This is a genomic window from Streptomyces sp. NPDC028991, from assembly GCF_055564775.1.
The window spans coordinates 28,069-43,982 of sequence record NZ_JBVHVP010000037.1 but is presented as its reverse complement, the minus strand read 5'-3'; the positions used below and the strand labels follow the sequence as shown (position 1 = coordinate 43,982).

Annotated in this window: 14 protein-coding genes; 6 read left to right on the top strand and 8 right to left on the bottom strand. The window is 74.5% G+C overall.

The window, feature by feature from the left end; all coding sequences use genetic code 11:
* Positions 1–111: 111 nt before the first annotated feature.
* Positions 112–1,476 carry an FAD-dependent oxidoreductase gene (locus ACZ4V1_RS34435; RefSeq protein WP_468344614.1) on the bottom strand — a complete coding sequence of 455 codons (1,365 nt, stop codon included), beginning with the start codon at positions 1,474–1,476 and terminating at the stop codon, positions 112–114.
* Between the two features lie 231 nt (positions 1,477–1,707).
* Between ACZ4V1_RS34435 and ACZ4V1_RS34430 the strand changes: the two genes are divergently transcribed.
* Positions 1,708–3,177, top strand: coding sequence for an MFS transporter (locus ACZ4V1_RS34430; protein ID WP_468344611.1), 1,470 nt, complete (start codon positions 1,708–1,710; stop codon positions 3,175–3,177).
* Positions 3,178–3,211: 34 nt separating this feature from the next.
* Here the strand turns inward: ACZ4V1_RS34430 and ACZ4V1_RS34425 are convergent, their stop codons facing one another.
* Complete coding sequence (locus ACZ4V1_RS34425) at positions 3,212–3,358, bottom strand: hypothetical protein (RefSeq protein WP_468344608.1); 147 nt, start codon at positions 3,356–3,358, stop codon at positions 3,212–3,214.
* Between the two features lie 154 nt (positions 3,359–3,512).
* Here ACZ4V1_RS34425 and ACZ4V1_RS34420 point away from each other — a divergent pair, with 154 nt between their 5' ends.
* Positions 3,513–3,686: a CsbD family protein gene (locus ACZ4V1_RS34420; protein WP_052841170.1), complete on the top strand. Its 174-nt coding sequence runs from the start codon at positions 3,513–3,515 to the stop codon at positions 3,684–3,686.
* Between the two features lie 113 nt (positions 3,687–3,799).
* Here ACZ4V1_RS34420 and ACZ4V1_RS34415 read toward each other — a convergent pair whose 3' ends face one another.
* From ACZ4V1_RS34415 to ACZ4V1_RS34405, 3 genes are all read right to left on the bottom strand, one after another.
* Complete coding sequence (locus ACZ4V1_RS34415; protein ID WP_468344604.1) at positions 3,800–4,642, bottom strand: chitosanase; 843 nt, start codon at positions 4,640–4,642, stop codon at positions 3,800–3,802.
* Between the two features lie 141 nt (positions 4,643–4,783).
* Positions 4,784–7,393: a SpoIIE family protein phosphatase gene (locus ACZ4V1_RS34410; protein ID WP_468344601.1), complete on the bottom strand. Its 2,610-nt coding sequence runs from the start codon at positions 7,391–7,393 to the stop codon at positions 4,784–4,786.
* A 232-nt stretch (positions 7,394–7,625) separates the two neighbouring features.
* Positions 7,626–10,184, bottom strand: coding sequence for a SpoIIE family protein phosphatase (locus ACZ4V1_RS34405; RefSeq protein ID WP_468344598.1), 2,559 nt, complete (start codon positions 10,182–10,184; stop codon positions 7,626–7,628).
* 109 nt (positions 10,185–10,293) lie between these two features.
* Between ACZ4V1_RS34405 and ACZ4V1_RS34400 the strand changes: the two genes are divergently transcribed.
* Together ACZ4V1_RS34400 and ACZ4V1_RS34395 are read left to right on the top strand one after the other, a co-directional pair.
* Positions 10,294–10,416, top strand: coding sequence for a cellulose binding domain-containing protein (locus ACZ4V1_RS34400; protein WP_468344595.1), 123 nt, complete (start codon positions 10,294–10,296; stop codon positions 10,414–10,416).
* Positions 10,417–10,601: 185 nt separating this feature from the next.
* Positions 10,602–11,111 carry an ATP-binding protein gene (locus tag ACZ4V1_RS34395; protein WP_468344592.1) on the top strand — a complete coding sequence of 170 codons (510 nt, stop codon included), beginning with the start codon at positions 10,602–10,604 and terminating at the stop codon, positions 11,109–11,111.
* Positions 11,112–11,117: 6 nt separating this feature from the next.
* Here ACZ4V1_RS34395 and ACZ4V1_RS34390 read toward each other — a convergent pair whose 3' ends face one another.
* Positions 11,118–11,483 carry an STAS domain-containing protein gene (locus ACZ4V1_RS34390; protein ID WP_468344589.1) on the bottom strand — a complete coding sequence of 122 codons (366 nt, stop codon included), beginning with the start codon at positions 11,481–11,483 and terminating at the stop codon, positions 11,118–11,120.
* Positions 11,484–11,643: 160 nt separating this feature from the next.
* Between ACZ4V1_RS34390 and ACZ4V1_RS34385 the strand changes: the two genes are divergently transcribed.
* A complete protein-coding gene (locus ACZ4V1_RS34385) occupies positions 11,644–11,922 on the top strand; it encodes a hypothetical protein (RefSeq protein ID WP_468344620.1) in 279 nt (92 codons plus the stop codon).
* A gap of 52 nt (positions 11,923–11,974) precedes the next feature.
* On the opposite strand, the gene ACZ4V1_RS34380 is transcribed toward ACZ4V1_RS34385, so the two are convergent.
* Together ACZ4V1_RS34380 and ACZ4V1_RS34375 are read right to left on the bottom strand one after the other, a co-directional pair.
* On the bottom strand, positions 11,975–13,561 hold the full coding sequence (locus tag ACZ4V1_RS34380; RefSeq protein WP_468344586.1) for a glycerol-3-phosphate dehydrogenase/oxidase: 1,587 nt from the start codon (positions 13,559–13,561) through the stop codon (positions 11,975–11,977).
* Entirely contained in the window at positions 13,558–14,172 is a 615-nt protein-coding gene (locus ACZ4V1_RS34375) for a TetR/AcrR family transcriptional regulator (protein ID WP_468344583.1), read from the bottom strand. Before ACZ4V1_RS34375 ends, ACZ4V1_RS34380 begins: the two co-directional genes overlap by 4 nt.
* A 123-nt stretch (positions 14,173–14,295) precedes the next feature.
* Here ACZ4V1_RS34375 and ACZ4V1_RS34370 point away from each other — a divergent pair, with 123 nt between their 5' ends.
* Positions 14,296–15,894: an FAD-binding oxidoreductase gene (locus ACZ4V1_RS34370; protein WP_468344580.1), complete on the top strand. Its 1,599-nt coding sequence runs from the start codon at positions 14,296–14,298 to the stop codon at positions 15,892–15,894.
* Positions 15,895–15,914: the final 20 nt, after the last annotated feature.

Sequence of the window (15,914 nt, the reverse complement as noted above, 5' to 3'; positions counted from 1 at the left end):
CCCCCCCCACCCCCCACCCCCCCCCCCCCCCCCCCCCCCCCCCCCCCCCCCCCCTCCCCCCCCCCCCCCCCCCCCCCCCCCCCCCCCCCCCCCGCGCCCGGTGTCCGGGGTTCAGGCGCCGCTCTCCCGGAGCATGTCCTCACGCTCGACGAGCTTCACGCGCTCGCGCCCCTGCGGCTCGCCCAGCGCCTTCTCCGCGGCGTCGAGCCGGTACCAGCCGTCCCAGGTGGTGAAGCGGACGTTCCGCTCGGCGAGGAAGGCGTCCACGGCCTCCGGAGCGGGCGAGGCGGGCGTCTGCAGCCGGCCGTTGGCGAAGTCGTCCAGCAGGTTGGACACCGTCTCGTTGGCGTCGCCCTTGGTGTGGCCGATCAGACCGACCGGACCGCGCCGGATCCAGCCGGTGACGTACGTCGACGGCAGGTGCTCGCCGGACTCCTGGACGACCCGGCCGCCCTCGTCCGGGACCGTGCCCGAGTCGATGTCCCAGGGCAGCTTGGGCAGCTGGTCGGACAGGTAGCCGACGGCCCGGTAGACCGCCTGGACGTCCCAGTCCTTGAACTCGCCGGTGCCCTTGACGTTGCCGGTGCCGTCCAGCTCGGTGCGCTCGGTGCGCAGGCCGACGACCTTTCCGTCCTCGCCGAGGATCTCGGAGGGCGACTCGAAGAAGTGCAGGAACAGCTTGTGCGGCCGGTCCCCGGCATCGCGGATCGCCCAGTTCTCCAGGGTCTTGGCGACCATGTCGGCCTGCTTGTTGCCCCGCCGGGTGGCGATCGAGCCGTCGTCGTAGTCGATGTCCTCGGGGTCGACGATGACCTCGATGTTGGGGGAGTGGTCCAGCTCCCGCAGCTCCATCGGGCTGAACTTGGCCTGCGCCGGGCCGCGGCGGCCGAAGACGTGGATCTCCATCGCCTTGTTGGCCTTGAGGCCCTCGTGGACGTTCGGCGGGATCTCGGTGGGCAGCAGCTCGTCCGCCGTCTTGGCCAGGACGCGGGCCACGTCCAGAGCGACGTTGCCGACGCCGAGGACGGCGACCTTCTCCGCCTCCAGCGGCCAGGTGCGCGGCACGTCCGGGTGACCGTCGTACCAGGACACGAAGTCGGCCGCGCCGTAGGAGCCGTCGAGGCCGATGCCGGGGATGGAGAGCGCCCGGTCCGCGGTGGCGCCCGTGGCGAAGATCACGCCGTCGTAGAAGGCGCGCAGATCGTCCAGGCTGACGTCGGTCGGGTAGTCCACGTTGCCGAAGAGGCGGATCTGCGGCTTGTCGAGGACCTGGTGCAGGGCCGTGATGATGCCCTTGATCCGCGGGTGGTCGGGGGCGACGCCGTAACGGATCAGTCCGAACGGGGCGGGCATGCGCTCGAAGATGTCGATGGACACACCGGGGTCGGCGGCCACCTCGGACTTGAGCAGGGCGTCGGCGGCGTAGATCCCGGCCGGGCCGGATCCGACGATGGCTACCCGCAGAGGGCGGGGCATGTTCAGGTTCCCTTCGAGCGGTGATAGATCGACTCTCGGGGAAGCCTAAGCTAAGGCAAGCCTAAGTCGGTACGCGGGTCCGGTCTATGGGGGCATAAGGGCGGCTTATGGGTTCCCATGGTCCGGCTTTGCGCTCCGGCGCCCCGGCCCGGTTTGAACCCCCGGTCACGGGTGACGCAGGCGTGAGGAGCGAAGATCCCGTCCCGCGCCCGCCTCACGAGGGGAGCCCGCGTGCACCGTCCGGACGACGACCCGGATCCGAACCGGTGGCGGGCGCTGTGGGTGACCCTGGTCGCCGGTTTCATGACCCTGCTGGACGTGACGATCGTCGCGGTCGCCCTGCCGTCCATGCAGCGGGGGCTGCACGCCTCCGCGGCGTCCGTGCAGTGGGTCGTGTCCGGCTATGCCCTCGCCTTCGCGCTGACCCTGGTGACGGCCGGCCGGATCGGTGACACGTTCGGCAGACGCCGGGTCTTCCTCGTCGCACTGGCGGCCTTCGTGCTCTGCAGCGCCGCGGCGGGCGCCGCGCCGGGCATCGAACTGCTGGTGGTCGCCCGGCTCGCCCAGGGGGTCGCCGCGGGCAGCATCGCGCCGCAGAACTCGGCACTGATCCAGCAGATGTTCCGGGGCGCGGAACGCGGGCGTGCGTTCGGGCTGTTCGGTGCCACCGTCGGGGTGTCCAGCGCCGTGGGGCCGGTCGTCGGCGGTCTGATCCTGGCGCCGGCCGGGCCCGAGGGCTGGCGGTGGATCTTCTACGTCAACGTCCCGATCGGCGCGCTCGCCCTCCTGCTCGGCTTCCGCCTGCTGCCCCGGGTGGCCCCCGGCGGCCGGGGACGTCTGGACCCGGTCGGAGTGGTGCTCCTCGGTGCGGGAATCCTGGCCGTGATGCTGCCGCTCGTGCTCGCCGAGGGCGGGGGAGTGGGCAGGGTGTGGTGGCTGTTCCCGGCGGGACCGCTCCTCCTGTTCGCCTTCGCGCGGTGGGAGCGTCGCGTAGCCCGCCGCGACGGGCAGCCACTGCTGGAACCCGGCCTGCTCACCGAGACCCGCGGCTACGTCACCGGCGCGGCCCTGGCCGCTCTGTACTTCGTCGGGTTCAGCGGGGTGTGGCTCGTTTTCGCGCTCTTCTTCCAGAACGGCCTGGGCTTCTCACCCCTCATGTCCGGCCTGGCGGTGACCCCGTTCGCCGTGGGCTCCGCCGCCGCCGCTGCCGTGGCGGGCCGGCTGGTCGACCGGCTGGGGCGGCTGCTGACGGTCTGGGGACTCGTCGCCGTCATGCTGGGGCTCGGCACCACCGCGCTGGTGCTCTGGCTCGCGCCCTCCGGCCGGGCCGCCTGGATCGCGGCCCCGGCCCTGCTCGTCGGCGGGCTCGGCAGTGGCTGTGTGATCTCCCCGAACATCACGATGACGCTGCGGGACGTCCCGGTACGGATGGCGGGCGCCGCCGGGGGCGCCCTGCAGACGGGGCAGCGCCTAGGCGGCGCCGTGGGCACCGCCGCACTGCCGGGGCTCTACTACCTGACACTGAACGCCACCCACGACGACTACCGAGAAGCCGTGGCGGTGTCCGTCGGCTCGGGGGTCGCCGCCATGCTGTGCGCGCTGACCATCGCGGTGATCGACTGGCGGCGGCACCGCTCCCACCGCGCCGAGCGCTGCCCGCCGGAGGCCTCCCACAGCCACACCCACGCGGGTCAGGGCTGAGAGGCCCCGGCGACGGAGCACCGGCCCGGTGCGCTCAGCGGCGCTTGCCGAACTTCCGGAGCATGCCCTGGGCCTGCGCGCGGCGGCGGGGGTCGGACGCGGCCCGGCGTACCTGCTCCGCCGCCCGGCGGCCCTGCGGGCTGCGCGCGAAGCGCTTGATACGGTCCAGCATTCCGGCCATGACGTTCCTCCGAGTCGACGACGGTAGCGCTTGTCCGTCCTCCTACCCCGCGGCCCCGCGCTCACCCCGGCGGCAGGCCCCGGGTTTGATCCGGCCGCGTCGGGCGACCCGTCGGTGCAGGACATCCCGAGCGAACGCCGTGAGGTGAGCAGCCGTGGCCGGCAATCAGAAGTCGAAAGCCAAGATGGAGCAGGCCAAGGGGAAGGCCAAGGAGGCGGCCGGCCGGGCCGTCGGCAACGAGAGGATGACGGCCGAGGGCCGCGCCGAGCAGTCCAAGGGCGACGCCCGGCAGGCGAAGGAGAAGGGCAAGGACGCGTTCCGGCACTGACGCCGGACCGAAGGCGGCACACGGGCCGCGGAACCCGGCACACGGCCGGTTCCGCGGCCCGTGCCGCGCCCGGTGGCGGCCCTCGTGCGGCGGGGCCGCGTGCCAAGGCCGGGTCAGCCGATGTGGTAGGCGTCCCCGTACACGTGCCAGTCCAGCGGCGGGTCCAGCTCCAGGTTGCCCTCGCGCAGGAAGACGCGCTGTGCCGTGTCCACCCGGCTGGTGTCGTGGTGCGCCTCCTCCTGCTTCATGGCCCACACCCGCGCGTCCAGGAAGGCGTGCAGATAGGCCACCTCGTCGCCGCCCCGCGCCGGAGGCCGGGCACGGCCGAGGGCCCGCGCCCGGATGCTGCCGAAGCTCGCCGAGTCGCCCCCGTCGCCGTGCATGACGATCGCGTCGTAGTACGTGAACTGCCCGAGCGTCCGCAGCCCGTCCGCCTTCGCCCGCCGCACGGCCGGACCGAAGTAGACCCGGTCGCGCTCGTGGTCCTGCGCCCGGCGGAACTCCGGGTCACGGGCGGCCCGGCCCCAGTCGCCGGGGAAGCCGGGGTCGAGCCCCTCGTGCGAGTCGGAGCCGTCGACCTCGCGCAGCGCCGGCAGATAGCGCGCGAGCACGTTGCCGGGGCTGCGGTCGGTGTAGAGCTCCACCAGGTCGAGCATGTCACCGGTACCGGAACAGAAGCCGATGATGCCGGCGGTGTAGCCGCGGCCGTCGCCGATGTCCTCGATGTACCGGTACTGCGCCTTCCAGTCGAGCGAGGAGTTCTCCGCGCTCGACACCAGTTGCATGGCGATCTCCTTCTTCGCCGGGTCCTCGAGCCCCGCCGCGCGCGAGGGCGCGGCCGTGGCCCGCGAGGGGCTGAGAAGGGGGACTGCCGCCAGGGACGCGCATGCCATGGCGAGCACGGTACGGCGCGGGGCGCCTGCCGGGCGCGCCGGGTCGGGAGAAGGGTGCCTCACGGAATCTCCAGGTGATGTGGGGGTGGGGAGTGCCGGGCACTGATAGGAAAGTTTCCTACCAGAAAAGGGGCGTGCCGGGCACCCTCCGCGCACCGAATCGGTACGGACCGGGCCGGGCCGAAAGGGAGGCGTCCCCGCCCGTCAGGGCACCGGCTGCTCCGCCCAGATGACCTTGCCGGCCGGCGTGTAGCGGGTGCCCCAGCGCTCCGCCAGCTGCGCGACCAGGAACAGGCCGCGCCCGCCCTCGTCGGTCATCGCGGCGTAGCGCAGGTGGGGCGAGGTGCTGCTGCTGTCGAACACCTCGCAGATCAGGCTGCGGTCACGCAGCACCCGGACGTGGACGGTCTCGCCGCCGTACCGGATCGCGTTGGTGACCAGCTCGCTCAGGATCAGCTCCGTCGTGAAGGTCAGCTCGTCCAGTCCCCATTCGGCGAGCCGCCGGGTGACCTGGGCGCGCACCTCGCCGACCGCCGCCGGGTCGTTCGGCACCTCCCACTCGGCGACCCGGTCCGGACCGAGCGCCCGGGTGCGGGCGACGAGCAGGGCGATGTCGTCGCCCGGCCGGTCCGGGAGCCGCGCGTCCAGGACGGCCCGGCAGGTCTCCTCGGGCGACTCGCCGGCCGCCTCCAGCGTCTGGCGCAGGTGCTCCAGACCTACGTCGATGTCGTGCTCCCGGTCCTCGACGAGCCCGTCGGTGTACAGCACCAGCCGGCTGCCCGCCGCCAGACGCAGCTCGGTCGTCTCGAACGGGAGGCCGCCCAGGCCCAGCGGGGGACCGGCAGGCACCTCGGGGAACTCCACGTCACCGTCGGGCCGGATCAGCGCCGGCGGCGGGTGACCGGCCCGGGCGATCACGCAGGTGCTGGTGACCGGGTCGTAGATCGCGTAGAGGCAGGTCGCGCCGGTGACCGGGGCGGCGCCGTCGTCGGCCGCCTCGTCCTGGTCGATGCGTACGACCAACTCGTCCAGCAGACCGAGCAGCTCGTCGGGCGGCAGGTCGAGGGCGGCGAAGTTGTGCACCGCCGTCCGCAGCCGCCCCATGGTGGCCGCGGCGTGCAGTCCGTGACCGACGATGTCGCCGACGACCAGCGCCACCCGGGCCCCCGACAGCGGCAGCACGTCGAACCAGTCCCCGCCGACCCCCGCCTGCGCGGGCAGGTACCGGTAGGCGACGTCCAGGGCGTTCTGCTCGGGCATCCTGCGGGGCAGCAGACTGCGCTGGAGGGTCACCGCCATGCTGTGTTCGCGGGTGTAGCGGCGCGCGTTGTCGATGGAGACCGCGGCGCGCGCGACCAGTTCCTCGGCGAGGACCAGCTCGTCCTCGTCGAACGGCTCGGGCTTCTCCGAACGCCAGAAGCTGACCACACCGAGCACCAGGGTGCCCGCGCGCAGCGGTGCGGTGATCAGTGAGTGGATGCCGTACTCCACCACCTGCGCGGAGCGTTCGAGGTCCTGCGCCTGCCAGCCCCGTGCCTCGGGGAGGCGGGGTTCCAGGACGGGCCGGCCGCTCTCCAGGGACCGGCCCTGCGGGGAGGAGGCGACGAAGCGGATCTGCCGGCCCACCGGGTAGAGCGGGACCTCCTTCCGGATGCCGCCGAGCGCGGCACGGCGCAGCGGGGTCACGCCCTCCGGCTGGCCGCCGGCCAGCACGGTGTCGAACAGGTCCACGCTGACGTAGTCCGCGAACCGGGGTACGGCCAGCTCGGCCAGCTCCTCGGCAGTGCGGGTGACGTCCAGGCTGGTGCCGATGCCCACACCGGCGGCGTACAGGATGTCCAGGCGTTCCCGCGCCGACTCGGCACGGCCGGACAGGGCCCGCAGCTCCGTGGAGTCGCGGAGCGTGGCGACGCTGCCGGCCGGGCCGCCCCGTACGTCGGTGGGCCGCTGGTTGACCGCCAGCAACCGGTCCTTGACCAGGTGCACCTCGTCGGTGGCGACCCGCCCGGAGGCCAGCAGCTCCGCCGTGTCGTCCGGGAGGCCGAGGTCGAGGACGTGCCGCCCCTCGGCGTCGTCGGGCAGGTCGAGCAGGCGCTGCGCCTCGTCGTTGGCGAGCAGCAGTCCGCCCTCCCCGCCGACGATGAGCACCCCCTCCCGGACGCTGTGCAGAACCGCGTCGTGGTGTTCGTACATCCGGGTCATCTCGTGCGGCCCCAGGCCGTGCGTCTGCCGCAGCAGCCGGCGGCTGACGAGTGCCGTGCCCGCCGTCGCCAGGGCCAGGCCGACGCCCGCCACGATCAGCACCAGCGGCAGCTGCCGGTCGGCGGCGCCGCCCACGTTCTCCGTCGTGATGCCGGCCGACACCAGGCCCACGACCGTCCCGTCCGGCGCCTCGACGGGCACGACGGCCTGGACCAGCGGGCCGATGGTCCCCTCGATCTCCTCGGTCACCGTCTCGCCGGCCAGGGCGGGCGCGGTGGTGCCCACGAATTCCTTGCCGATGCGGTCGGGCTTGGGATGGGTGTAGCGGATGCCGTCGGTGTTCATGACGACGACGAAGTCCACGCCCGTCGCCCTGCGCACCGCCTCGGCCCGGGGCTGGAGCACCGCCGTGGGGTCGGGGCTGCGCAGCGCCTCGCGGATGCCGGGGGAGTTGGCGAACGTCGCGGCCACGGCGACGGACCGGTTGCGGGCCTCCACCGTGCTGTCGTGGCGCACTTGGAGGACGAGCGCGACGGCCGCGGCCACCACGAGCAGCAGCACGATGACCACGTTCATGACGAAGACCTGGCCGGCGACGCTGCGTCCGGACATGGCCGAGCGCAGTGCCGCGGCACGCCGCCGCCGTCCCGCCTCCGCCTCCCGCCGTGACCGGTCCGCGTCTCGCCGGTGCCGGGCGAGCGGGCCGCTGGGACGACGGGGTGACCGCTCTCCCGATCGACCCATCAGTCGGACCATGTGCCCATGTCTACACTGCCGGGCCTGAGGAGGCGAGAGGCACCCCCGGTGACCGGGTGGCCGGCCGGACCCGGGCCCGGAGTCGCCCTCACCGGGGGTTCCCGGGCCGGTGGCGGCGGGTGGCGAGCAGCAGGGCGATGTCGTCGGGGCGGTCCGTGGTGTGGCGGGCGGTGACGATGATCCGGTCGGCGACGCCTGCCAGCGAGCGGCCTCCGGGCGGTGCGGCGGGCGCACCGGCCCTGGCCAGGGCCAGCCGCAGGGCGTTGATGCCGTCGTCGATGTCGGTGCCGGGGCGCTCCACCAGCCCGTCCGTGTAGAGGGCGAGGACGGCCCCGGGCTCCACCTCGAACTCCGTCAGCGGGTACGGCGTGCCCGGGTCCACGCCGAGCACCATGCCGCCGGGCAGGTCCAGTGCCTCGGTGCGTCCGTCCGGGTGGCGCAGGAGCGGCGGCGGGTGTCCCGCGCGGGCCGCGCAGGCCCGTCCGGTGGCCGGGTCGAGCCGGATGTAGCAGCAACTGGCGAACAGACCCGGGTCCAGATCGGTCAGCAGGTGGTTCACGCCGCTCAGTACCTCGTCGGGCGGACGGTCGCCGAGGGCGAAGGCGCGCACGGCGCTGCGCAGTTGCCCCATCGTGGCCGCCGCCTGTACGCCGTGCCCCTGCACGTCGCCGATGACCAGGGCCATGCCGTGCCCGGAGGCGACGACGTCGTACCAGTCCCCGCCCACGTCCATGCCCTGGGTCCCCGGCAGATAGCGCCCCGCGGTCTCCAGCCGGGGATGCGCGGGCAGCCGCCGGGGCAGCAGGGCCCGCTGGAGTCCCCGGGCGAGCGCGGTCTCGGTCTCGTAGCGCCTGGCCTTCTCCATGGCGTGGGCGATCACCCCGGCGAGGGCGGTGAGCACCGCGCGCTCCTCGGTGCCGAAGCCGCGGGCGCGGTCGAAGCCGAGGATGCAGGAGCCGACCGGGCGCCCGGAGGCGATCAGCGGCAGGAAGGCGCGGGCGCCCTCGGTGGCGTCCAGCGGGATACCCGGGTACGCGGCGGCCAGCGCCTCCATCGAGTCGAAGAACAGCGGCCGTCCGCTGGTCAGCGTCTCGACCCCGGGCAGCCGGGCGTCCAGGGCGACTCCCTCGAAGGGCGCGAGGAAGCCCGGTGGGAAGCCCGTCTCCCAGGCCAGGTACAGATGCCGGTCCTGGAGGAGGTAGATGGCGAGGCGGCGGCCGCCGAAGGCCGGCAGCAGTTCGCGCATGACCACGGCTGACACCTGGCGGGCGGTGACCGCCTCGGTCAGGGCCACGGCCAGCACGATGGGTCGGTACACGGGTGCCGTCGTGGCGACGGCGGCCGGGCCTGGGTCGCCCATCCCGGACGCCGAATCCGGTGCGCCGTGCTCGGGCGTGAGGCCGGCGGAGGCGTCGGCCACCCGGTTGGCCGGGCGGAGGGTGCCCGTCAGGAGGTCCCGCCCGGGATGCACGGAGAGGGCGAGCCAGTCCCCCTCGTAGGGCTGGGGCGAGGTCCGGCGGCTGTCGTCGGGCGGGCGCCGGACATGGAAGTGGACCGGCTCCGGGGAGAGCAGCGCGCCGCGGAGGTGGTCCTCGTAGGCGGCCTGGTCCAGCCAGGGCACGGCCTCCCACAGGGAGTGGCCGAGCAGCCGCGCCCGTGGCTGTCCCAGCAGCTGGGCGGCGCGCGGATTGGCGTAGAGGATCGTGCCCAGCCGGTCCACGCAGAACACGCCGTCCGGAAGCAGGTCGGCCGCGGCGTCGGCCACCGCGCCGACGGACGTGTCGCGTACGACGGCTCGCACCGGCCCGCCGACGGGCGGCGCGGCCTGCGGTTTCCACAGCTCCACCAGGAGCAGCGCGCCGTCCGCCGCACGCACGTACAGGGGCAGGGGAGGAGGCCGGCCGGCGGCGGTCTGACGCAGCGCGGCGGCGATCCGGTGGCCGTCGTCGGGGGCCAGGGCGCGGGTGAGTGTGCCGAGCGGGGCCCCGGCGGGGCCGTGGGTGGCCGCGGCCATGCCGAGCAGGGCGCGCAGCGGCTCGTCCACGGTGACGGCGCCGGTGCCCGGGTCCCACGCGAAACTTCCGGCGCGCTGCGCGTGCCGTCCGGCCGGGGGCGGCCGCAGGCACAGGGGCTCGCCGTCCCAGACGACCGGTGGCGCGTCCCGGTTCTCGTCCAGCCGTTCCAGGGCCCCGCCGAGCTCCCGCGCCAGCCGCTCCATCCGGTCCAGGCCCTCCACCACCTCGGCGGTGTCGGACGCGGGGGGACGCAGGACGGTCAGGACGCCGTACGTCCGCGCCGCGCCGGCGACGGGCACGTAGAGGGAACCGAACGGGAACGGCAGGCCGGCCGCGAACTGCGGGTACCGGCGCATCGTCTCCGTCGCGTTGGGCAGCACCACCCGGACGCCCAGCCGAAAGGCGTCGGCGACCGGGAACGGGCTGTCGGAGTGCAGCCGCCACCAGGGGCGGAAGAGTTGGCCGGGCAGTCCGGCGAGGACGGCCAGCCGCAGCAGGCCGGGGGTGCGCGAACGCAGGTAGATCCCGCCCGCATGGCCGTCGGCCGCGCCGACGGCCTGGGCACAGGCGTCGATCAGCAGCGTCGTCAGCCGCCCGGGCGCGCGGTCTGGGTCCTCGGCGCCTGCGCTCATCGGCCTCACCTCTCGGCCCCGCCTCGTCCGTGCGCCGTCACGCGGGCGACACAGCAAGAATGCGCCACGACACCGGGGTCGCGCACGTGGTCGGTCCGCACGGGTGAGCATGACGGCACGGCCGAGTTGGAACGGCTCCCCGGCGGCCGGCGCGTCGACCAGCTTCGGATTCACCGTCTCGAAGAACGGCAGCGACGCCGCACCCGCGGTCGGGGCCTGCACCGCCTCCTGATCCGTTGGTCCCTCCGGCGCGCAGCCCGGCCCCGAAGCCACGAGGGGCCGGCCCGGCCCGGTGCGCCACGCCGCGCGCCCCGGCCGTGCCCGTCGCCGACCGGGACGGAGCCGTTTACGGCGCACTCGGCCCGGGCCTGTCCGGAAAACGGCGCGTCCGGCGGAAGTTGGGGCAAAGAGGTAGTGGTGACCGCCCCGGTGCGTATCGTGAAGGGCCGGGGCATGTGCCTCCCCTACTCGCCCCCGGACCGGACGGTGATGCTCTGTATGACTCCGGCGCACAGACCCGATGCCGCGGCCGACCCGGCCGTGTCCACGGTGGTGGAGTTCAGGGGCGGATCGGCGATGATCCCGGCCTCCAGGGACGTCGTGCACGGCTTCGTCGCGCGGCTGGGCGGGAGCGGCGTGGACCTGGCCGACACCTTCCTCGACGCCGCGCGCCTGGTCGCCAGCGAGCTGGTGACGAACGCGCTCCGCCACGCCCCCGGCCCCTGCCGCCTGGAACTGACGCTGGTGGACGACGGACTGGAGATCGCGGTGTCGGACACGGGGGACGGATTCCCCACGTTCCTGCCCCGCGATCCCCTGCGGGTCGGCAGGCACGGTCTGGAGATCGTGACGCGCCTGTGCGACGAGGTCATCACCAAGCCGCACGCGACGGGAAAGACGGTGTACGCGCGTCTGCCGCTGCGCTGACCGGCGTCAGGCCGCGAGGGCCTGCTCGACGGTCGGGTAGCAGGCGATGAGCGCGTCGACGCCCACGAGCCGCAGTACCCGCTCGACCGCCTGCTGGGGGGCGGCGAGCCGGAACCAGACGCCGCGGGACTCGGCGGCCTGGTGGGCGGAGATGAGCACGTTTATGCCGCTGGAGTCCAGGAAGTCGACCTCACCGAAGTCGACCACCGTGCCCGGCGCCGTCTCCACACAGGACAGCAGGACGTCGCGGAGCTGACTGCTGCCGTCGAGATCGACTTCTCCGGAGAGCAGGACGAGACTGACGCCGTCGCCCGTGGTGGTACGGGTGATCAGCAGCCGCTCCGGTACTGCCGCTCCCTCGGTGTCCGTCACGCTTCCCTCACTTCTCGCATATGCCCGGCCGTCGTTGGTGGCTTGATGTTATGGCTCCCGGGGGCCCGCGTGGGCCACTTGTGCATACCGGCGGCGCCCGGACCGCCGGTGAGGGGCTCGACGCGCGCGACGGCGTTCCTCTGACTACCGTCGAGATGTGGTGGCTCACACATTCGAAGAGCTCGTGCACAAGCGTCGCGCGGCGGACCTCGCCCGGCACCGGGTCGAGGAGTTGCGGGACTCGTACGGGCCTCCCACGCAGCATCAGTGGACCCAGCGGCAGTCGCACACGTACGAGACCGCCGTACGGGCCTGGCGCGACCTGGACCGGGACGCGCAGACCGCGATGACGGAGTACGTCAAGGAGGGGGGTCAGTCCCGGCACAAGCTGGAGGCGAAGGTGCGCAAGGCCGTCCAGGACGGCGCACAGGGCACCTGACCGGTCCCCGGCGGGGCCGCACGAGACCGGGCCGGCACGGACCGGCCCGGTCTCAGCCCCGCCGGGCCGCGGCCTGCCCGACGAGACCGCGTACGGCCTCCAGCGCCGCCGCCCGGTCCCCGGGCACCAGCCCGATGCGGGTGCGGCGGTCGAGCAGGTCGGCCTCGTCCAGGGCCCCCTCGTGGCGCAGCGCCCAGAGCAGCTCGGCCCCGGTGACGGGGTGGTCCGGCAGGACCCGTTCCCCGAGCCGGGGATCACGGTCGGCGAGGGCCTGGACCGCCGGTGCCTCCGTACCGTAGGTCCGCACCAGACGGCGCGGTGCCCGCAGCGCGGCCAGGGCGTGCGGCGCGGCAGCGCCCACCAGCGGCAGCGCGGCGGTCGGGGACGGGCCGGCGCCCAGGCGGCGGGCGGCGACGGCGGCGTCCACGGCGTCCTCGGCCATCCGCCGGTAGGTGGTGAGCTTGCCGCCGACCACGGTGACGACGCCCTGGGACGAGGTGAGCACGGCGTGCCGGCGCGAGACGTCGGCCGTGCGGGGGCCGCCGCCCGGCCGGCCGGCGGACGCGGTGTCCAGCAGGGGGCGCAGACCGGCGAAGGCACCCACCACGTCCGTGCGGTGGACCGGCACCTCCAGTACGGAACCGAGCACGTCGAGCAGGAAACCGACGTCGGTCTCCGGCACCTCGGGAACGTCCGGGAGGTCCCCGTCGACGGGCTCGTCGGTCAGGCCGACGTAGACGCGGCCGTCGCCCTGGGGAAGAACGAGGACGAAGCGGTTGGTCTCGCCGGGAATCGGCACGTGCAGGCCCGCGGGCAGCGGTCCGAGCCGGTCGGAGCGCAGGACCAGGTGGGTGCCGCGGGAGGGCCGGACCCGGATCCCGTCCACCAGGTCCCCCGCCCACACGCCGGAGGCGTTGATCACCGCACGGGCACGGATCACGCCCTCCTCCCCGGTGAGCTCGTCGCGTATCCGGGCGCCGGACGAGGTCAGCTCCAGGGCCCTCACCCGGGTCAGGATCCGGGCTCCGCGCGCGGCGGCGGTCCGGGCCAGCGCGGTCACCAGCCGGGCGTCGTCCGTGAGCCGGCCGTCCCAGGACAGCAGGCCGCCGCGCAGCCGGTCGGAGCGCAGCGCCGGCGCGAGGTGGCGGGTCTCCACGGCGGACAGCCGGCGCGGCGCGGGCAGCGTGGCCCGGGCGGTGCGCGCCGCCAGCCGCAGCGTGTCGCCGGCCCGGAACCCGGCCCAGGCCAGCGCGGCCTGACCACGGGAGACCAGGGGCGTCAGCGGCAGCACGAACGGCTGGGCGCGCACCAGGTGGGGCGCGGTGCGCTCCATCAGCACCCCGCGCTCCACCGCGCTCTCGTGGGCGACGTCGAGCTGGGCGGAGGCGAGGTAGCGCAGGCCGCCGTGGATGAGTTTGGAGCTCCAGCGGGAGGTGCCGAAGGCCAGGTCGTGGGCGTCCACGGCGACGACGCTGAGACCGCGGGCCGCGGCGTCCAGGGCGGCGCCGGCGCCGGTCGCGCCGAGACCGACGACCAGGACGTCCACGACGGGGCCGCCGGCGGCGTCGGTCAGCTCGCGTGCACGGCGCGCGGCGGACAGGGAGGCCCCGGCGGCGGGGACGCTGCTGGTGGGGCTCATGGCGTGAGGGTCCTCTCCAGGATGGTGCGCAGCTCCGCGAGGAAGGCCGCGGGGGTCAGCTCGGCGTCGTCCTCGTCGGTCATGGTCCGCAGCGACAGGGCGAAGGACTGGACGATCAGCAGCACGGACCGTGCCTGCCGGCCCGTGTGGGCCGGGCGCACCGACCCGTCGGCGTGACCCTCGGCGAGCGACTCGGCCAGCAGCCCCAGCAGGGCCTCCTGGCTCGCCCCGCGCCGGTCGAGGACGTAGGGCAGGAGCAGCTCGGGGTCGACGTCGACGATCTTGCGGAAGAGCGGGTGGGCGCGGAACGCCTCGACCCCGGTCACGAGTCCCTCGACGATGCGCGGGCGCGTGCCCACGCCCGGCCGGGGCTCGGGGACGGCGCCGGTGGCCACCGCGATCCACTCGCGGGTCATCAGGTCGCCGACCAGGGTCCGCACGTCCGGGTGGCGCCGGTACAGCGTCATCCGGGAGACGCCGGCGCGGCGGGCGACGTCGGTCATCGTCGTGCGGCGGACCCCGACGGCCAGGACGCAGTCGCGTACGGCGTCCAGCACGGCGTCGTTGTCCGGGGTGTTCTGTCCCGAGTCGTTGTGACGTTTAGGCGTCATGTGTAACAGTGTAACGCCAGTGGGGTCGTGCGGAACCGCATCCCGACGGCGTCCCGGTGGCGTCCGGTGGCTTCGACGGCTCCCCGATGGCATCCCCCGAACCGACCGTGAGGACGACAGGCGATGGACATGCTGTGGAACGGCTGGGGCGACCCGGCCCGTGCGACGCCGCTGCCCGAAACGGTGACCGGGCTGCTGCGCGAACTGCTCGGCGTCAAGCCCCGTGACGCCGCCTCCGTCCCGCTGGGGGAGATCGACGTGCCCGGGCCGCCGCTGGACGAGGCCGCCCGCCGCGCGCTGGAGGCCGCCGTCGGCGGCCGCGCGGACGGCGTGCGCACGGACGCGGAGAGCCGGATCCGCCACACCCGAGGCAAGTCCACTCCCGACCTGCTGCGAATGCGGACCGGCGACACCGCCGACACCCCGGCCGCCGTCGTCCTCCCCGACAGCCACGACGAGGTGCTCGCCGTACTGGAGGCCTGTGCCGGACACGGCCTGGCCCTCGTCCCCTTCGGCGGCGGCACCTCGGTCGTCGGCGGCCTCGCCCCCGCACGCCGCGGCACCTTCGTCGCCCTCGACCTGCGCCGCATGAACCGACTGCTCGACCTCGACGAAATCTCCCGCACCGCCACCCTCCAACCCGGCCTGCGCGCCCCGGAGGCCGAGGCGCTCCTGGCCCAGCACGGCTACACCCTCGGCCACTTCCCCCAGTCCTACGAGTGGGCCACCATCGGCGGCTTCGCCGCGACCCGCTCCAGCGGACAGGCCTCCGCCGGCTACGGGCGCTTCGACGAGATGGTCCTCGGCCTCACCCTCGCCACCCCCGAGGGCACCCTCGACACGGGCCGCGCCCCGCGCTCGGCGGCCGGCCCCGACCTGCGCCAGCTCGTGCTCGGCTCCGAGGGCGCCTTCGGGGTCATCACGTCCGTCACCGTGCGCGTGAAGCCCGTGCCGGAGGTCCGCCGCTACGAGGGCTGGCGCTTCGCCTCCTTCGACGCGGGCGCCGCGGCCCTGCGCCGGCTCGCCCAGGACGGACCCCGTCCCACGGTGCTGCGGCTGTCCGACGAGACGGAGACGCTGATCGGCCTCGCCCAGCCCGACGCCATCGGCGCCTCCCTGGAGCGGCAGGACGCCGGATGCCTGGCGGTCGTCGGCTTCGAGGGCACCGAGGAGGACACGGCGCACCGCCGCGAGGGCGCCGCCGCCGTACTGCGCGAGGGCGGCGGCACCTTCGCCGGCGAGGAACCGGGGGAGCGCTGGGCGCACGGCCGGTACTCGGCGCCGTACCTGCGCGACTCCCTGCTGGACGCGGGGGCACTCGCCGAGACCCTGGAGACGGCGACCTACTGGTCCCGCGTCCCCGCGCTCCGCGCCGCCGTCCGCGACGCGCTCACCGGCACCCTCACCGAGGCGGGCACCCCGCCGCTGGTCATGTGCCACATCTCGCACGTCTACGAGAACGGCGCCTCCCTGTACTTCACCGTCGTCTCCGCCCAGGGCGACGACGCCGTGGCGCACTGGACCCGGGCCAAGCACGCCGCCAACGAGGCGATCCTCGCCGCGGGCGGCACCATCACCCACCACCACGGTGTCGGCACCGACCACCGCGACTGGTACGTGCGGGAGGCCGGCCCCCTCGGCATCGAGGCACTGCGCGCCGTCAAGCGGAGCCTGGACCCCGCAGGACTGCTCAGCCCGGGCGTCCTGCTGCCCGCGGACTGACCCCGCGGCCCCGCTCCCCG

Excerpts from the sequence above, each read along its gene's own strand:
- ACZ4V1_RS34375 (WP_468344583.1), bottom strand. The coding sequence starts at position 14,172 with ATGACGCCTAAACGTCACAACGACTCGGGACAGAACACCCCGGACAAC.
- ACZ4V1_RS34400 (WP_468344595.1), top strand. The coding sequence starts at position 10,294 with ATGACGGCACGGCCGAGTTGGAACGGCTCCCCGGCGGCCGGCGCGTCG.
- ACZ4V1_RS34435 (WP_468344614.1), bottom strand. The coding sequence starts at position 1,476 with ATGCCCCGCCCTCTGCGGGTAGCCATCGTCGGATCCGGCCCGGCCGGG.
- ACZ4V1_RS34405 (WP_468344598.1), bottom strand. The coding sequence starts at position 10,184 with ATGAGCGCAGGCGCCGAGGACCCAGACCGCGCGCCCGGGCGGCTGACG.
- ACZ4V1_RS34380 (WP_468344586.1), bottom strand. The coding sequence starts at position 13,561 with ATGAGCCCCACCAGCAGCGTCCCCGCCGCCGGGGCCTCCCTGTCCGCC.
- ACZ4V1_RS34370 (WP_468344580.1), top strand. The coding sequence starts at position 14,296 with ATGGACATGCTGTGGAACGGCTGGGGCGACCCGGCCCGTGCGACGCCG.
- ACZ4V1_RS34410 (WP_468344601.1), bottom strand. The coding sequence starts at position 7,393 with ATGTCCGGACGCAGCGTCGCCGGCCAGGTCTTCGTCATGAACGTGGTC.
- ACZ4V1_RS34425 (WP_468344608.1), bottom strand. The coding sequence starts at position 3,358 with ATGGCCGGAATGCTGGACCGTATCAAGCGCTTCGCGCGCAGCCCGCAG.